General features: G+C 60.9%; 17 protein-coding genes. 8 read left to right on the top strand and 9 right to left on the bottom strand.

What is annotated here, in order from left to right:
* On the top strand, positions 1–1,087 hold a 1,087-nt coding region (locus J7I85_RS07635; RefSeq protein WP_214849080.1), incomplete at its 5' end, for an IS256 family transposase.
* 553 nt (positions 1,088–1,640) lie between these two features.
* Here the strand turns inward: J7I85_RS07635 and J7I85_RS07630 are convergent.
* From J7I85_RS07630 to J7I85_RS07615, 4 genes are read right to left on the bottom strand one after another with little or no spacing between them, the layout of a single operon-like run.
* Complete coding sequence (locus tag J7I85_RS07630; RefSeq protein ID WP_214849076.1) at positions 1,641–2,489, bottom strand: ABC transporter substrate-binding protein; 849 nt, start codon at positions 2,487–2,489, stop codon at positions 1,641–1,643.
* A 32-nt stretch (positions 2,490–2,521) separates the two neighbouring features.
* Positions 2,522–3,178: an amino acid ABC transporter permease gene (locus tag J7I85_RS07625; protein WP_214849073.1), complete on the bottom strand. Its 657-nt coding sequence runs from the start codon at positions 3,176–3,178 to the stop codon at positions 2,522–2,524.
* The gene (locus J7I85_RS07620) at positions 3,175–3,828 is read right to left on the bottom strand and encodes an amino acid ABC transporter permease (RefSeq protein WP_251024056.1); all 654 of its coding nucleotides are present in this window, start codon (positions 3,826–3,828) and stop codon (positions 3,175–3,177) included. The genes J7I85_RS07625 and J7I85_RS07620 overlap by 4 nt, the downstream gene beginning before the upstream one ends.
* On the bottom strand, positions 3,825–4,601 hold the full coding sequence (locus J7I85_RS07615) for an amino acid ABC transporter ATP-binding protein (RefSeq protein ID WP_214849084.1): 777 nt from the start codon (positions 4,599–4,601) through the stop codon (positions 3,825–3,827). Before J7I85_RS07615 ends, J7I85_RS07620 begins: the two co-directional genes overlap by 4 nt.
* A gap of 433 nt (positions 4,602–5,034) precedes the next feature.
* Between J7I85_RS07615 and J7I85_RS07610 the strand changes: the two genes are divergently transcribed.
* Both J7I85_RS07610 and J7I85_RS07605 read left to right on the top strand, forming a co-directional pair.
* Complete coding sequence (locus J7I85_RS07610; protein ID WP_214849064.1) at positions 5,035–5,583, top strand: single-stranded DNA-binding protein; 549 nt, start codon at positions 5,035–5,037, stop codon at positions 5,581–5,583.
* 38 nt (positions 5,584–5,621) lie between these two features.
* Positions 5,622–5,879 carry a hypothetical protein gene (locus J7I85_RS07605; protein WP_214849063.1) on the top strand — a complete coding sequence of 86 codons (258 nt, stop codon included), beginning with the start codon at positions 5,622–5,624 and terminating at the stop codon, positions 5,877–5,879.
* A 785-nt stretch (positions 5,880–6,664) separates the two neighbouring features.
* Here the strand turns inward: J7I85_RS07605 and J7I85_RS07600 are convergent.
* The 5 genes from J7I85_RS07600 to J7I85_RS07580 form a co-directional block, all read right to left on the bottom strand.
* Entirely contained in the window at positions 6,665–7,453 is a 789-nt protein-coding gene (locus J7I85_RS07600; RefSeq protein ID WP_214849060.1) for an SDR family NAD(P)-dependent oxidoreductase, read from the bottom strand.
* Between the two features lie 111 nt (positions 7,454–7,564).
* Positions 7,565–8,377, bottom strand: a complete 813-nt coding sequence (locus J7I85_RS07595; protein ID WP_251024059.1) for a sugar phosphate isomerase/epimerase — start codon at positions 8,375–8,377, stop codon at positions 7,565–7,567.
* 186 nt (positions 8,378–8,563) lie between these two features.
* Positions 8,564–9,982: an MFS transporter gene (locus tag J7I85_RS07590; protein ID WP_214849055.1), complete on the bottom strand. Its 1,419-nt coding sequence runs from the start codon at positions 9,980–9,982 to the stop codon at positions 8,564–8,566.
* A gap of 342 nt (positions 9,983–10,324) precedes the next feature.
* Positions 10,325–10,873, bottom strand: a complete 549-nt coding sequence (locus J7I85_RS07585; protein ID WP_214849051.1) for an ATP-binding protein — start codon at positions 10,871–10,873, stop codon at positions 10,325–10,327.
* Complete coding sequence (locus J7I85_RS07580) at positions 10,870–11,517, bottom strand: bifunctional 4-hydroxy-2-oxoglutarate aldolase/2-dehydro-3-deoxy-phosphogluconate aldolase (RefSeq protein WP_214849047.1); 648 nt, start codon at positions 11,515–11,517, stop codon at positions 10,870–10,872. The genes J7I85_RS07585 and J7I85_RS07580 overlap by 4 nt, the downstream gene beginning before the upstream one ends.
* 153 nt (positions 11,518–11,670) lie before the next feature.
* Here J7I85_RS07580 and J7I85_RS07575 point away from each other — a divergent pair, with 153 nt between their 5' ends.
* From J7I85_RS07575 to J7I85_RS07555, 5 genes are read left to right on the top strand one after another with little or no spacing between them, the layout of a single operon-like run.
* Entirely contained in the window at positions 11,671–12,648 is a 978-nt protein-coding gene (locus J7I85_RS07575) for a Gfo/Idh/MocA family protein (RefSeq protein WP_214849043.1), read from the top strand.
* A complete protein-coding gene (locus J7I85_RS07570; RefSeq protein WP_214849040.1) occupies positions 12,641–13,636 on the top strand; it encodes a LacI family DNA-binding transcriptional regulator in 996 nt (331 codons plus the stop codon). The genes J7I85_RS07575 and J7I85_RS07570 overlap by 8 nt, the downstream gene beginning before the upstream one ends.
* Positions 13,633–14,208 carry a VOC family protein gene (locus tag J7I85_RS07565; protein ID WP_214849027.1) on the top strand — a complete coding sequence of 192 codons (576 nt, stop codon included), beginning with the start codon at positions 13,633–13,635 and terminating at the stop codon, positions 14,206–14,208. Before J7I85_RS07570 ends, J7I85_RS07565 begins: the two co-directional genes overlap by 4 nt.
* Positions 14,205–15,107 (top strand): sugar phosphate isomerase/epimerase, encoded by a 903-nt coding sequence (locus J7I85_RS07560; protein WP_214849013.1) that lies wholly within the window; start codon positions 14,205–14,207, stop codon positions 15,105–15,107. Before J7I85_RS07565 ends, J7I85_RS07560 begins: the two co-directional genes overlap by 4 nt.
* On the top strand, positions 15,104–16,099 hold the full coding sequence (locus J7I85_RS07555; protein ID WP_214849005.1) for a Gfo/Idh/MocA family protein: 996 nt from the start codon (positions 15,104–15,106) through the stop codon (positions 16,097–16,099). Before J7I85_RS07560 ends, J7I85_RS07555 begins: the two co-directional genes overlap by 4 nt.
* Positions 16,100–16,222 lie beyond the last annotated feature (123 nt).

Below are 16,222 nucleotides of genomic sequence, written 5' to 3'. Positions count from 1 at the left end.
GGAGATCACGGAGCATCTCGGCCACGAGAGGCACGGGCCGGCCGAAAGCGGGAACGTGCGCAACGGGATCCGGTCCAAGACCGTGTTCACGGAGGTCGGCCCCGTTCAGGTCGATGTGCCCAGGGACCGGGAGGGCAGCTTCGAGCCGCGGATCGTGAAGAAACGCCAGCGCCGCCTAGACGGGATCGACGAGGTCGTCCTGTCCCTGACCGCGCGAGGCCTGACAACCGGAGAAATCGCGGCGCACTTCGACGACGTCTACGGCGTCACGGTCTCCAAGGACACCCTCAGCCGGATCACGGAGAAGGTCTCGGAGGAGATGGCCGAATGGGCCAACCGGCCTCTGGACCGCGTCTACCCGGTGGTCTTCATCGACGCGATCCACGTCAAGGTCCGCGATGGGCAGGTGCGCAACAAGCCCTTCTACGTCGTGCTGGGCGTCACCGTGAACGGCGAACGCGACATCCTCGGGATCTGGGCTGGAGACGGCGGGGAGGGAGCGAAGTACTGGCTCGGGGTCCTGACCGAGATCAAGAACCGCGGTGTGGAGGACGTGTGCATCGCGGTCTGCGACGGGCTCAAGGGCCTGCCCGAGGCCATCACCACTGTCTGGGAGCAGGCCACGGTTCAGACGGGTGTGATCCATTTGATCCGCAACACTTTCCGCTATGCGCCGCGCCAGCACTGGGACGAGCTCTCCCGGGACCTTAAGCCCGTCTACACCGCCCCGACCGAGGCCGCCGCGAAGGAGCGTTTCGGAGAATTCGAGGCTAAATGGGCGGTCAAATACCCGGCGATTGGACGGCTCTGGCGCAACGCCTGGGCCGAGTTCGCGCCGTTCCTGGACTGGGACGCCGAGATCAGGCGGGTGATCTGCTCGACCAACGCCATCGAGTCCCTCAACGCCCGCTACCGGCGTGCCGTGCGGGCGCGGGGCCACTTCCCAAACGACGCTGCGGCGCTGAAATGCCTCTACCTCGTGACCCGCTCCCTTGACCCCACAGGGCAGGGCCGGGCACGATGGGCCACGAGGTGGAAGCCGGCCTTGAACGCGTTCGCGATCGCATTCGAGGGCAGAATCAACTAACCACAAGCCAGGCCAGACCCACCGTTAATCTGACAGACCCTGATTTCGCGAGCGTTTCTCAAATGAGGCATGCACCCCGTTTCGCGAGCACTATTGGTGAGTCTCGTCGCCCGGTGGCGCTTTCATCATGGGTACGGCAAACTAGCACGAAGGAACTCCTGGGAACCGGCGACGTCAACAATCACCGGATTAACAGGAGTTCCACTGCGTTAAAGGCCGCCACGCCGACTCACGGCCCAGTCACAGGTCTTTCGGGGTTTAGGAACAGGCTCTTACAGGCCGTGACCGATCCTCAGTGCGGCTGACAGGAGCCGCCGTCGGCAGAGGTCCTGCTTTCCGCTGATGCCGACAACGCGTGCCACATCATCGTCAGCGCGTCCGTGCCTGTGTGCCGAGGCTGAGAGGGCCATCAACGGGATGACGGCGAAAGTGACGCTGCTGCGCCGAGCTTCGTGGCCTCGGCGTCACCGGATCCGGGTGGTGGAGAGGCTGCTATTCTCTCCACCACCGCACTCTCTCGTCGGGTGACAAGAAACATTATCCCCATGGCAAATCAGCTGATTAACTGGAGTTCTTTCACATCTGCGGCTGATCGGTCCAGCCCGTTGTCCCCCAGGATGTCCGCCAAAGTTCCGTCAGAACGAAGTTTCTCGAGATCGCTGATGATCGCTTTGGCCAACGTTTCGTTCGACTTTGGAACCGGGAAGCAGACCTGGGCAGGATTTACGCTGGACGCCACCCGCTTGTCGGGTTCAGGGACCTCGACCTTCCACTTATCACTATTCTGCGCGTTGGAATATTTAGCTGAACCGTAAGAGTCAACGGCCGCATCGATACGCCCGGCCTTGAGATCGCTGATCATGGCGGTCGCATTGGGGTAGGTTTTTAGGCCTGCGCCGTAAAGAGTCTTGAATTCAGCGTTCCACTGATAGCCGTCCACTGTTCCGACAGTCTTGCCTTCGAGCTCGGAGAACGTTTTGGCTCCGGAGGAGGAGAGGATGCCGATTTGGTCACCGTAGACGGGGCCTGCCAGGGACATTGCCTTGGCGCGTTCTGCTGTGCAGTACCAGTTACCGGCAGCGACGTCTACCCGCCCGTTTTGTGCCGATGAGATGACGGAGGCTGTGTCGAGCGGCTGGGCAGCAAGGGTCAGGCATTCCATGGCTGCTATCTTGTCCAAGATCTTGCCTTCTGCCCCTGCCAGTTTCGTGCCGTCCACCTGTGTGAAAGGCGGCAGGGTAGCTGCTGATACTGAGAGCACGCCCTTGCTCACGGTAGATAGACCCGAGTGTGCGGGCGTGCAATCCGCCTTCGCCGGCGCGCTGGCGGAATCCAGGGCACATCCAGTTAGAGCGGTTACTGCAAGAAGCGTGGTTCCTACTAGAGCAGCGATTTTGCGCATGTGTGTATCTCCTTGTTTGCAGTGCGTGTGGGTTATTGCATTTGAAGATGGCGAGACATTTTCCGTTCCAGACGGTCTGTCATAAGGCTTGCCGGGACCGTGATCACGGCATAGAGAAGGCCAGCAATCACGAAAACGTTGAAGTAGTGGAAGTTAACGTTCGCGATGGATTTTGCCTGAGCCAGAAGCTCCGGCACGGCTATAGTGAACGCCAGTGACGTGGCTTGGAAGATAATGATGCAGAAGCCCAGCAAGGGTGGGATTGCGATCCGCAGGCCTTGAGGGATCACAATGTCGCGCATGATGTGAAAGTTCTTGAGTCCCAGAGCCTGGCCGGCTTCAATCTCCGCCTCCGGAACGGCTTGCAGGCCACCTCGGATGATTTCGCTGGTGTAAGCGGCGGTGGTCAGTGCCAGAGCAATTCCTGCTGAGAGGAAGCCGGTCAAAGTGACCGGAATCCCGTAATACACGAGCTGAAGCATTACCAGGGCCGGCGTTCCCCGGCCGATCTCCACCAGGACAACAGCCGTGATGCGGACTGCTTTGGACCGGCTAAAACTCGCAACCGCCAGCAGGAGCCCGGCGGGGAGTCCTATGGCAAAGGTCAGAAGTGCCAGGCGAATACTCACTCCAAGCCCATCAATAAGTTCGGACCGGTATGTCATGAAGTCATTCCAAATCTCATTCATCGGGCAACCTTTCGACGTAACCGGTTATCGAGGCGCCGTGCCGCCCATGCTGAAGGGATCGTGAGGGCAACGTAGTATGCACCGGCGATAAAAAATGGCAGTGCGGAACTGGTAGATCCTGCCGCGGTGTTTGCGTAATACGTGATTTCGAAGACGCCGATGGTGGACGCAAGGGATGAGTCCTTGATGAGGCCAATCGCATATGCCGCAGAGGCAGGCACGGCAACACGGATCATTTGAGGACCGATGACTTTGGTTGCTGTGTCCAGCCGGGGCATACCCAATGCGTCCGCAGCTTCCCACTGGGATTGGTTAATGGCTTTTAGCGATCCGCGATAAATTTCAGCCATATGGGCGGCCGATACCAATCCGATTGCCGCGATGGCCGAAGCTCCGGAGGTAAAGACTGAACCCAACCGTGGATCAAACTGTGTCGGTCCGTTGTAAATGAGAAAGAGCCAAACTACCAACGGGACCCCCCGAACGAGCTCGATGAACCCTCTGCCTATCCAGCGGACCGGCCCTACGGGTGCAGCCCGCATGACCACCAGAGGAAGACCCAACACGGCTCCTAAGGCGAAACCGAGGACCGTGAGTTGAGCTGTGGCGGACACACCCTGGGCCACGAATGCCCACACGTTCCCCGTCATCGACGGTCCAATACTGCCCGGAGGAAGTCGCGTGTTCGCTGCTGCTGGGGAGCAGCGAATATTTCCTGGGGGTCGCCTTCTTCGGTGATGGCGCCGTCACTCATCACCACGAGATGATCGCTTACGTCCCGCGCGAACTGCATCTCGTGGGTCACGATAGCCATGGTCATACCCTCGTCCGCCAGCTCACGCATGACCTTTAGGACCTCAAGGCCGAGCTCCGGGTCCAGGGCAGATGTTGGCTCGTCGAAGAGCATGACCTTCGGATCGAGTGCCAGCGCCCGTGCAATCGCGATGCGCTGCTGCTGGCCTCCTGAGCAGCGTCCTGGATACTGTAGTGCCTTATCAGCAAGCCCCACGCGTTTGAGCAATGTGTGTGCTCGTTCCTCTGCCTCTTCCTTGCTCCGGCCCAGCACCCGCTGTTGCGGGAGCGCTATGTTGCGAAGGGCCGTCATGTGAGGGAAAAGGTTGAATGACTGGAAAACCATGCCGACGCGGGAGCGCAGGGCCGCCAGCTCTCTGGCGCTAACTTTGTGGTCGGTCTCAACCGTTACGCCGTCCACTGTGATAGTCCCGGCTGTTGGTCGCTCGAGCAAGTTGATGCACCTCAGGAGGGTGCTCTTGCCGGCACCGCTGGGGCCAATCAAGGCCAGCACCTGGCCCTCATCAACAGTAAGGGACACCTGCTTCAGGACCACGTGGTCGCCAAATCGCTTTTCCACATTTTCGAGTTTGATGGCGGGGCTGGTGGCCTTCGCGGGCGAATTTCTCATGGTTATGGGTACCTGCTTTGTCACGGATGTCTGCTCTCTGAACCTTGGCCCTGGTCAGCTCTTTGGCCTTCACGTGACCGAGTGCCTGAAATGGTGTGCGGAGCCGAACCGTAGGCTCCAAAAATCCCGATGGTCTCTGGGACAAAAAGCTGCCAAAGTCGCTTTGGTTCGGAACCTAGTGAATGGGATGGCCCACGTTGCTCATGACAAGAGGACTCTAGGCGTCGACGTCGACTTGCAGAATTGGACATTCTCTAGAGCTCTGGAGGGTCTTCCGGAATAGTTCTAGTGCCGTGCATGGTGCGTAACCGGCTGGAGTGCCAGGCAACCGGGCTCTCGGCACCCACAAGCTCGTCACCGCCGCCATGAACTACACAGCTCTTACGCCCAGTAACTAATCCGCCAGAACGAAACCAGAGAAAAGGACGAAACCATGTCAGGCGAAACCACCATCACAGTCATCGGCAACCTCACCAACGACCCCGAGCTGCGGTTCACCCCGAGCGGGTCGGCGGTTGCGAACTTCACCGTCGCTTCCACGCCCAGGACGTTCGACCAGCAATCCAACGAGTGGAAGGACGGCGGGACACTTTTCCTCCGTGCCAGTGTCTGGCGGGAAGCGGCAGAAAACGTGGCGGAGTCACTGACCAAGGGCATGCGCGTCATCGTCACCGGCCGGTTGAAGTCCCGTTCCTACGAAACCAAGGAAGGCGAGAAGCGCACCTTGATTGAGCTCGAAGTGGACGAGATCGGTCCGTCACTGCGGTACACGAACATTTCCCGTGAGTTCACGAAAAGTGAAGGGTCATCCGCTGTGAACCGACGGACCGAGGATGCGGTAATGGACGGTACCCACCCGGCAGATGAGTTCACCGTCAGCCCACGAGAATTCGCGGACGATGATGCCTGGTTCGGCACCAGAGCCAACCCTGGCGGCCGAGTCCACATCGCCGGCGTCACCGCAGAACCTCCCGCGTGGTAAATGTTGCAAAGGATCCGTCGCAGCGGGGAAGGGGAGAAATGCCGATTCCTAAGAAATCCAAGACCGTCTCCCCATACTTCACGGAAGACGATGCGGACCAGATCCGTGCGGCCGTCCAAGCCGTCGGCCAGCTTGAGGGCTACCCCTCAATCACGGCGCTTGTGGAAACATCCACCTTACGTGAGCTACGGCGGCTACAGCGGAAATACAACGGGGGAAAGAAGTGGGCAGGCGTCCCTGCAGGCCGGCTGCGGCCAGGTCAGAGAACACGTGAAGAAAGCGCTCCTCCGCAGTAGTCCCTCACTCAGTCTTATAACCCTAGGATTCGTCGCCAGGTGTCCTTTATGAGACTCAAAGCCGTCTTCCGATCTGAGGGCCGTGTGCGTGTTGTCAGAGGTTGTTCAGCGTGAGGGCGGCGACATCCGTGCGAAAAGACGTGGCCGGCCTGGTGTCCAGGTCAAGCTCCGGCGGTAGGTGTACCAGCGCGCTACAGGGGTGTTGTGCTTCTGCAAGGAAATTGAAGGCGCTCCATGGCCGCGAGACCAAATGGCAGTCTCGCCGGTGTCGAGCGGCGAATGATGGCTGGCGCTTCGGTCCTGATCGGAACACCGCGCGGCCGCCACAAGACAGGCAAGCCAATTCCTGGCGAGTTGCTCTCTGCTTTTCCGGACGAAGCACCGCAAATTCTGTTGCGGTCCATTCTGTGCCGTCTAAAACGCTTTTCGCCATATACAAGCTTCCTCCTTGCGTACTGCCGATTGGATGAGGTTCAACAAGACCATCGAATGATTCTTCCGGCAGCCTCTGCTCAGGCCCAAGAGTGAACGGCAATGTCTCATGGGACCTTGTTGAACACCACTCGGCAGTACGGTCTCAACGTCGTCATGGACCCGCGATGTCTTTTGCGGGCCCATGACGCTACGGCCGAGTTGGACGGCCCCCAAACGCAATAATCCGTTCCCGTATGCGGAGTTGCTGCAACTGCCTGGAACTGCCGTTCCCAACGGTGCACAACGGTGGACCGTTTGTTCTGCCCCGCGGCTAGGATACTTTCACCGGATACGAGCATGAATCTGGCCTATCACTTCGAGCTTGGCCGGCCCGGGATATGACTAAGGATGGACTTTGAGAAGCCACCATCGACGCAAATATCCTGTCCCGTGACGTAACCCGCCAGAGGGCTTACGAGGAATTCGATCACGTTTGCTATATCCATGGGATCTCCGATCCTTGCCAGCGGGATAATTTGCTCCCTCGCCATTTTGATTTTGGGATCTTCGTACATTTTTTCCGTCATCCGTGTGTGAGTCATGCCTGGGGAGACCACATTGACGCGGATGCCGTCGGGCGCCCATTCCAATGCGAGCGTCTGGGCCAGCATCGTCAACGCAGCTTTACTTGGGCTGTAAGCGCCTGATCCCGCATGGGGTTGCTGCCCGGACATGGAGGACGTGAAACAGGCGGCGCCATGGCTGTCCTTCAAGTGCGGGTAGCTCGCTTTGGCAAGAAGCCAAGAGCCGCGGAGGTTGACGGAGAACATTCCGTCCCAGTCCTCAACGGAAAGATCGCATAGGGCTCCTGGGTTAGCGATTCCGGCATTGGCTACCAACGCGTCCAGGCCGCCGAATTCTGCTACAGCAGCTCCGACCAGTTGGCCTGGTACATCGGGATCCCCGAGATCACCTGCCAATGCAATGGCGGTGCCTCCAATTGCCTGGATTGAACGAACAACCTGGTCTTGGCTGCTGTTGGATTCGTGTCCGCACACGGCAATCATCGGGTGCACACCACGTGCAAGAGCCGCCTCCGCTAATCTCAGGGATGCCGCTGCGCCGATTCCGCTACTTCCGCCACTGACCAATGCCTTCATTTGTACAAACTCCTCTTAAAGGTTGATTCGCATTGAAAATTCACTTCTAACAATGCAAGTTGCTTATATGATTGGAAAATTCTATGTGGAGCTGGGTTTCCTGCGCTGGAGTTAACTTTCCAGCTCCCATCCGTGGTTCTTGAGGTCCTGCATTGCCTTCGAAAATTCCTGAACCGGGTTCTCCTCACGGATGATCTCAAGAACGACATTCTTGACGCCACACGTGTCCTTGACGGCGTCACCCAGCCCATCCCAATCGATGACTCCCGTTCCGATAGGGTCGTGACCCCAGCTGTCCGCTCCGGTATCAGAAATGTGCACGAGTCCGATGGACTTGTGATGCGCGCGCAGACTTACTACGGGATCCTCTCCGATGTAAGCGGCGTTGGCGACGTCGTAAACGATCTTGACCGCATCGTCGTTGATTGTGCTGACGACACCTGCCAGGTCTTGGATGGTAGGGGTGAAACAATACGGTGTGTTTTCAAAGAGCAGTCGTGTGCCACCCTGCTTGGCGAGTGGGATGAGACTTTCCAGGCTCTCGTACATCCATCCGTAGGTGTTCTCCAGTGAAGGTGAAATCATTGGGCGGCGTGTGCCGGGGGATATGACAACCTCGGATACATCCCAGGCGGCAGCCAGGTCAATCACTGACTTGATGTGATCAATGCTCTTGCGGCGCATGTTGGCGCCGGGGCTCGCCAGGTTGATGTCATATCCACCAGCGTTCAAGGACCTGATTTTGGCACCGTATTGGTTCAGTCTTGCTTTGATTGCCGTGCGCTCGGAGTCTGGTAGTTCATCCGGCCAGCAGTGCGGAGAGCTGACTGGAACTTCGAACGTTTTGTACCCGTTGTCGACAAGTTCGGCTATCGCATCAATTGCCGTAGATGACCATAGATAGGAAAACGTGTTAATGATCATTTGGTTCACTTGAAGGCATCCTTTCTGTTCTTCACCTATGGAGAAAATGTGTTTCATTTCTAATGCAATGTGAGTTTCGATCCTGCGGAGGGATCGCAAGTGCGAGCCGGACGGCTCGAAGAGACTCGGGGTAGACATCCCCTTTTTGCCTAGTCGAGCCGTCACGGCTACTTGGTACCAGCGTGCCTACCGGGAACGCTTTGCCTCGTCGGTGGCCGTTGAGGGGCTCGAGACCAGGTGTTCGCCTTCGAGTACTTCAGGGTCAGCAAGCGCCACCGTGGCACGGTCACCGCGGTTGCCGGTCTCCGGCAGCGTGAAGTAGACGACGAGGCAGAGGGCGACAATGGCGATCATGTAGACCGCGACGTACATGGGATGTCCGGAACCGACGAATGCGGCGGCGATCAGTGGCGCGGTGCCGCCGAAGACGGCGATGACGATCTGGTGTGCGAACCCGATGCCCGATACCCGTACCGCAGCTGGGAACAGTTCGGCCTGGATGGTTGGGTAGACCGACTGCCAGATACCGAGGACCACCCACCCGGACGCCGATACCAGAACGTACACGCCGAAGCCTGGCTGGTTCAGCAGCAGGAGCAAGGGGTAGAAGAGGACGATCATGCCGATGGCGCCGATGATGGGGAAGATTTTGCGTCGGCCGAGGCGGTCGGAGAGCGCACCGCAAATCGGCACGATGATAACCAGCAAGGCCAGTCCGATAACGCTGCCGGCCAGGGTGGAGGACAGGTCCCGGCCGGTGGTCAGCTTGGCGTAGGTGGGGAGGAAGGTGGCCCAGGTGTAGTAGGCCACGGCCGGTGCAGAGAGCGCTGCTGCCTGGAGCAGAGCCTTCGGGTGCTCGCGAAGCAGGTCCATCAGGCGGGCCGGCGCGGACTTTTGATCGACGAGGGCAGTTGCCTCAAACTCAGGGGTCTCTTCGGCCCGGGCCCTCAAGATAAGGCCGACGACGCCGAGGATGCCCCCCGCGACGAACGGGATGCGCCAACCCCAGGCGGCGAGGTCGGCTGGAGCGAAGGATGATGTCACCATTGCCGCGGCGCCGGTGGCGGCGAGGGTCGCGAAGCCGCTTGCCATGTTGGAGAACGAACCGAACAGGCCCCTTCGGTTCGCGGGAGCGTGTTCAACCATGAATGCGATGGCGCTCTGCGCCTCACTGCCGGCCGAGATTCCCTGGAGGATGCGTGCAACCAGGAAGAGAATCGGTGCTGCGTAGCCGATCGTCGCAAATGACGGTGTGAGGCCGATGATCAGAGCACCGAGGGCCATGCCGGAGATGGACAGGGTCAGGATGAGCCGCCGGCCGAAGCGGTCGGCCAGTGGAGAGATGATGATTCCGCTGAGCGGGCGTACAACAAACCCGACCGCGTAGGTGAGCAGTGCTGCGACAAGGGAGGCGAACGGGGAATCGCTTGGAAATATCTGTCCCGAGAACACCGCTGCCAGCAGCCCGTAAATGTACCAGTCGTACCACTCCACGAAGTGGCCGATCGTGCCGGCCACCATATTGACGGTGCGGCGAGGGGGCTCCGACACTTCGGGAAGCTCCGAAGGGTCCGGACTGCCGACGGCTTCTTTTGAGGTCTTCATTGAACTCTCCAAACTTTCACGTTTGCTGGGTAAGGGTATTGGAATATTCGGGACAACCGAAACGACGCAGTGCGAGCCCTTGTCCGCCTGTCTCCCGCTCGAAGGTATGCCTGACGACAAACTCCCCGGAGGCGGATGCGCTGCTTTGGCTATTAATGAGATCGGTTGCAGTGATCACGACGCTGAGATCGGTTGCTGAGATCGGTTGCAAGCAACGATACGTAGGTAGGGTGGCTCTGTCAACGGTGATTTTTTATTCAGAGAACGTAAGGTCCAAACCTTTCGCCAGCACGAAACAAGACGGCGAACGGGGACCGATCCACACGAGCCGGACCAGAAGAGTCATCCCTGAATTGTCAGGGACTTCTCATTATTGAGATCAAGGAAACGGACTCCGGACCAGGTGCAGTCCAAGCTGCCATACGATGCCCAGTACTCGTCCCAATGCGCAAGTTTCCACCGGTCCCTCTCCAGGCCCCGCTGAAGAAGTCGTTCTCGGAGCACGTCTTGAGAGACCTGTACCCGCACCACCGTGGTCTCCGAGAGAGGCCAGTGGAAATCTTCCCCGGCGCGCGTAAGGTAGTCCGGTACGGCGAAGTACGCGCCGAAGGGTGCATCGAGTACGACCGATCGTCCCAGGCGCAGGTTCACTCCGGCTACATCCATGAGCGTCTCGTACTCCAAGGGCAGCAGATTTTCCCGGTAGAAGTCGTTGGATTCCCGGTCGGCGGGGTCGTGTCCGGTCGCCTTCAAAACAAACTCGACAAGGCGGCCGCAGATCCGGTCCTTGTCCAGATATGCAGCACCATGCTCTTTTGCTGTTTGCTGGGCAATGGTCGTCTTTCCGGATCCGGCAGGGCCGATGACAATGAAGACTTTCGGAGCTGTCATTGGCGGGCCTCTGCCACTGCTGAGAGGAACTCCCTGGCGGCCTCGGTAACGCGGGAGAAGTCACCATCCCGCTGCCATGCTTTGGTCACGTAGCTGCCGACACCGACACCTGCTACGCCAGCCGCAAACCATTCGCCTACGTTCTCTACGGTTACGCCGCCTGCCGGCATAATCGGCAGATGTGCGAGCGGGGCTAGAACTGACTTGGCGTAGGGGATGCCGCCGGCTTCGGTGGGGAAGAGCTTGAGGATGTCAGCACCGGCTTCGGCGGAGTTAACAAGCTCAGTGGGTGTGTAGGCGCCGCTGATGGTGGGTATCTGGTAGCGGTTGGCTGTCCGGATCATTGCCGGGTTCAGTTGGGGACTGACCAGGAAGTCAGCGCCGGCACGGATGCACTCGTAGGCTGCGTGCTCGTCCAGAACTGTTCCGGCTCCCACCGCTACTCCGTTAGGCCCGTGCTTGGCAGAGAGTTGGCGGATTACGTCCACGGCGCCCGGGATCGAGAGCGTGATTTCCAGTGCGCGAAAACCTCCGGCGATCGCGGCTTCCGCCACGCGTTCTGCCACGTCAGCGTTCTCGAGGCGGACGATCAGGACGGCACCGGATTCGTCGATGGTCTGCAGGGTTCGGAGTTTTTTGTACATTGCTGGCCTTTCTTCTGGCCCAGGCAGCTTCCCCTGTTCGGGAGCACCCCTTGGGCCGCTGTTGAAGTGTCGTTGACAAACTCTCCCACCATCCATAGTGTTATTGCAACCGATCTCAGCAATCGATCTCATACTTAGCAAAGGAGCTGGCCGATGAGTGGACCACGCACGATCATCCTTGGTGCTTCGCACTGGCACGTCCCGCTCTGTGCGCCGGCGATCGGCGAAGAACACCAGGTCGTCGGCATCAGTGACGAGGACGTGTCGCTCGTCCGGGGACTTGCGGAAGCGTGGAGCGCTCCCGTAGAGGCTGACTGGCGGAGCCTGGTGGATCTGCCGGATCTTGGGCTTGCCTATGTCTTCGGCCCGCACAGTGGCATGGCGGAAAAGTGTCTTGCGCTGATCGAGCGCGGCATTCCGTTCGTGGTGGAGAAGCCTCTGGGTACCTCCCTTGCGGAACTTTCGCAGGTGCGGAAGGCTGCGGACGCGGCCGGTGTGCCCGCGACAGTCCCGTTCGTTCAGCGGGGCGGCCCTGCCGACCGTTGGCTGGCCAAGGCCGGTCGGCCGACGTACCAGAGGATGTCCTTTATCGCCGGGCCGCCCTCGCGCTACCTGGATAACGGCAATCCCTGGATGCTGGACCCTGCCACTGCAGGTGGTGGGTGCCTGGCGAACCTGGGACCGCATTTCGTCGACCTGTTCCTGCAGGGCTGTGACGAGTCAGCGGAGAACGTCGATTCCCGGCTCTCTTCGGTTCTGCACGGCGGGGCTGTTGAGGACCATGCCAGCCTCATCATCACCACCCCCAGCGGGCGAGAAGCCATCATCGAGGTCGGGTACGCCTTCCCGGGTTCGCCGTTGAAGCGCTACTGCAGCTACACGTCGGCAGGCGAGGTCGGATTCGCCTCCGTCAACTCCGACGGTTCTGCCACGTTCACCGCGTTGGACGGGACAACGGAATCCGCCGTGATCGAGGTGGACAGCGACCCTCTCTATGACCCGTTCGTACGCCGCGTCGCGCAGACGCTGGAAGATGGATTCCAGGGGCTGCCAACACTGGCCCAGCTCGAAGATGTGATGCGCCCGATTTGGCAGGCATATGACGACCACGGAGGAAGAGAAAATGGCTGACCTGAGTATTGACATTGTTGCGAAGGCGGCCGGTGTCCACCGCTCAACGGTGTCCCGGGCATTCTCCCGGCCGGAGGCGGTGAAAAGCGAAACCCGCGAACATATCCTCCGCGTCGCCGAAGGGCTCGGCTACACCATGAGCCCGCTCGCCCAGGCTCTGCGTCGAAAGACCAGCACCTTCGTCCCGCTGATCGTCCCTGACATCACCAACCCGTTCTTTGCAGAACTAGCCAAGACCATGACGCAGGCCGCTGACGAGCGCGGCTACCAGCTGCTGCTGTGCGTCACGAACGGAGACCCCGCCAAGACCGACGGGTATTTCACCGCAATGCAGGCCATGTACGCACCCTTCGGGATCGTCGCACCCTCCACCAAAGTCGACACCGAGGCCCTGAAACGCTTCGATTTCGGCCACAAGGTGGTGGTGATCGACCGCGTGGAAGACGACACTTCAGTCCCAACCGTCACCGTCGACAGCCGCCGCGGAATCATGCTGGCCCTGGACCACCTGCATTCGCTGGGTCACACGTCCATCGGCTACGTTTCCGGTATCGCCGGCACGCACACCGCCCAGGACCGGATGGACGCCTACCTGGAGCTGTCAGCCGAAGGCAACGGCACGCCCCTTGTACTCGACAGCGGCTCCGACCCCGACGCAGGAGCGCGCGCGGCCAAACACTACCTGGAGATGGAAAATCCCCCGACGGCGATTATCGCCGCCAACGACATGGTCGCCTTCGCGCTCATCTCGGCCCTGGGCCAAAGCGGCATCCGCGTACCTGAGGACGTCTCGGTCATGGGCTTTGACGGGCTGGCCCTGGGGGCACGGTTCAACCCGCCCCTGACCACCGTACGGCAGCCGATCGCAGACATGGGAAACATCGCCATCGAACTGGCGGAAAAGCAGAACCTGAACGGCTCGGTGGACCACGTCGTTCTCGAACCTGAACTTCTGGTGCGCGCCTCCACCTCAGGACCGCGCAAATGACCGCGGCCACCGAAGTAAGCCTGCGGCGGCTGCCCGGACTACAGCACACCGACCACGTCGGCCTGACAGTTCCTAACCTCGAAGACGCCATCAGGTTCTTCGTCGAGGTGCTCGGCGCCGAGGAGCTGTACCGCTCCGACCGCGGACCTGACCACGAGTTCATGCCCACCAACTTCGATGTCCCCGCTGATGCCCGGCTCACCCTCGCCATGCTCCGACTGCCCCCGAACCTGAACATCGAGCTGTTCGAATGGAGCAGCGCCGAGCGGCGCGACATCCCACCGCGGCATTGCGACGCCGGCGGGCACCACCTGTGCTTCGTGGTGGACGACGTCGACGAAGCGATCGCGGTGCTGCAGGAAACCCCGGGAGTCCGGGTACTCGGGGAGCGCAAGGAAGTCGCCGGCGACAGCCCGCGCGTGGCCGGTAACCGCTGGACCTATTTCATAACCCCCTGGGGGCTGCTGATGGAAATCGTCGACCGGTCCCGCGTCGCATCCCCACCCCGGCTCGTCGGTCCAGCGGACTGGACAGCCACACAAGACACTTTCAGGAAGGACAATCAACAATGAGGCTTGCAGGACACACACTGGGCACCCCACACCACACGGTCCCCCAGGCACTAAAGCTTTTCCGGGCCGCGGGCCTCGACGCCGCCGAAGTCATCTACCAGGACGGCTACACCTCAGGTCTCCCTCAGGGGGACCGGCGCGCCGCCCTGGAAGCACTGAAGGCGGCCGAAGGCGAGGGCCTGCCCATCATCGGCCTCACCCCCTACACCACTGCCATCAACTCCCTGGATGAGAGCGAGTGGCGCGGAGGAGTCGACGAATTCCGTGGCGCGATTGAAACCGCCCATCTGCTCGGCGCCGACCGGGTCCGCGTGTACGCGGGGTCCTGGCATCCCGGTGACGCCGACCGTGCCGTACGATGGGCGAAATTGCGGGAGGCCCTGCAGACCCTGGCACCTGAGGCGGAGCAGGCCGGCGTGCGTCTGTGCGTGGAGAACCATTTCGGCACCATGACCCAGACCGCGGCAGAAACCGCCGCGCTCGTCCAGGAGGTCGCCAACCCGGCCGTTCGAGTTCTCTACGACCAGGCCAACCTCACCTTCACCCACGACGAGACGTTCGACGAGGCCTTTGCCGTTCAAGGCAACCTGATCGGTCACGTCCACGTGAAGGACCTTGTGTTCAGCGATCCCAACGCGGCCTTCCGCGCCACGGAAACAGCCCGCGTCAACGCATCCGAGCGCGCCGTCCGATCACGGGTCATCGGCACCGGCGTCCTTCCCTGGCCCCAGATCCTCGCAGCCCTGCTGCGCCACGGCTACAACGACCTGCTAAGCATCGAGTACGAGTTCCGCTGGCACCCGCAAGACCTCCCAACCCCCGAGGACGGATTCCGGGAATCCGCGACCGCGCTGCGCGCGATGCTCACTGAACTTGCAGAAATGGAGAACGCCCGATGAACGGCCAGCGCCTCCGCGTCGGCGTCATCGGTGCAGGCAACATCGCCACCATCGCCCAACTGCCCACACTCGTCCAGCGCGACGACGTCGAGCTGGCAGCCCTGGTATCCCGCCGCGAGGACCCGGGAAACCTGGTCCGGCGCTGGGGCTTCGGCGCCGCATACCGATCAGCGGAGGACATGCTGGACGCGCAGGACCTGGACGCCGTCTTCGTCCTCACACCCCGGTCCGAACACGCCCACGCCGTCCAGCTCTGCCTTAACAACGACGTCGACGTGTTCTGCGAAAAACCCCTGGCCCCGGCCACCGAGGAGGCAGAACATTTGGCGGACCTGGCCGACGAGCGCGGCCGCATCCTGATGGTCGACTTCAACCGCCGCTACGCGCCGGTCTACACGGCAGGGCGCGAGGCGTTCGGTGAGAAGGGCGCTACGTTCTGCGTTGCGCAAAAGAACCGCCCCGGATCGGAATACCGTGCAACGTTCGAGAACGCCATTCACATGGTCGATCTGCTCCGCTGGTACTGCGGCGGCGAACCCGTGGACGTTACCGCGCACGCGGCCGGTGATGACCCCTGGGAAGAAGACGGCGTCGCAGCCATGATCCGCTTTGACACCGGCAACACAGGAGTACTCATGGCTGCCCGAACAGCAGGCGCCTGGAACGAGAAACTCGACGCCTACGGCGACGGCAAGACCGTGGAGGTCCGCGCACCCGAAACAGTGTCGACCACAGTCAGGGGAGTCACCACATCCCGCGAACTCAGCGCCGAGGCCTACGGCTGGGCAACAGCGACCGAAACACTAGGATTCGCCGCCGCCGTCCACCACTTCCTGGACCGGGTCGCTGACCGGGCACAGCCACTCACATCCGGCCGCGAAGCCGTCCAAACCCAGCGGTTGCTCGACCGGATCCTCGCCGCTTCCGGACTGCCCGCAGAAGAACAAGAAGGCCGGCAATGGGCAAGCCACGCCACGAGCGGCAACAGCTAAACAGCATGGGCAGGTGCGCCACCCTGGACGGGGGATGGCAGACAACCCAGCTTCAACAGCGCAGCAGCAGATCAGGCACCCGCCGACGCCTGCTGACGCGACCGCGGCCCGCAGCGAGGGCAA

Origin of the sequence: Arthrobacter sp. ISL-65 (genome assembly GCF_018613795.1) — a bacterium.
GTDB lineage: Bacteria > Actinomycetota > Actinomycetes > Actinomycetales > Micrococcaceae > Arthrobacter.
The sequence above is the reverse complement of the archived record's forward strand: the minus strand, read 5'-3'. Positions and strand labels throughout refer to the sequence as shown.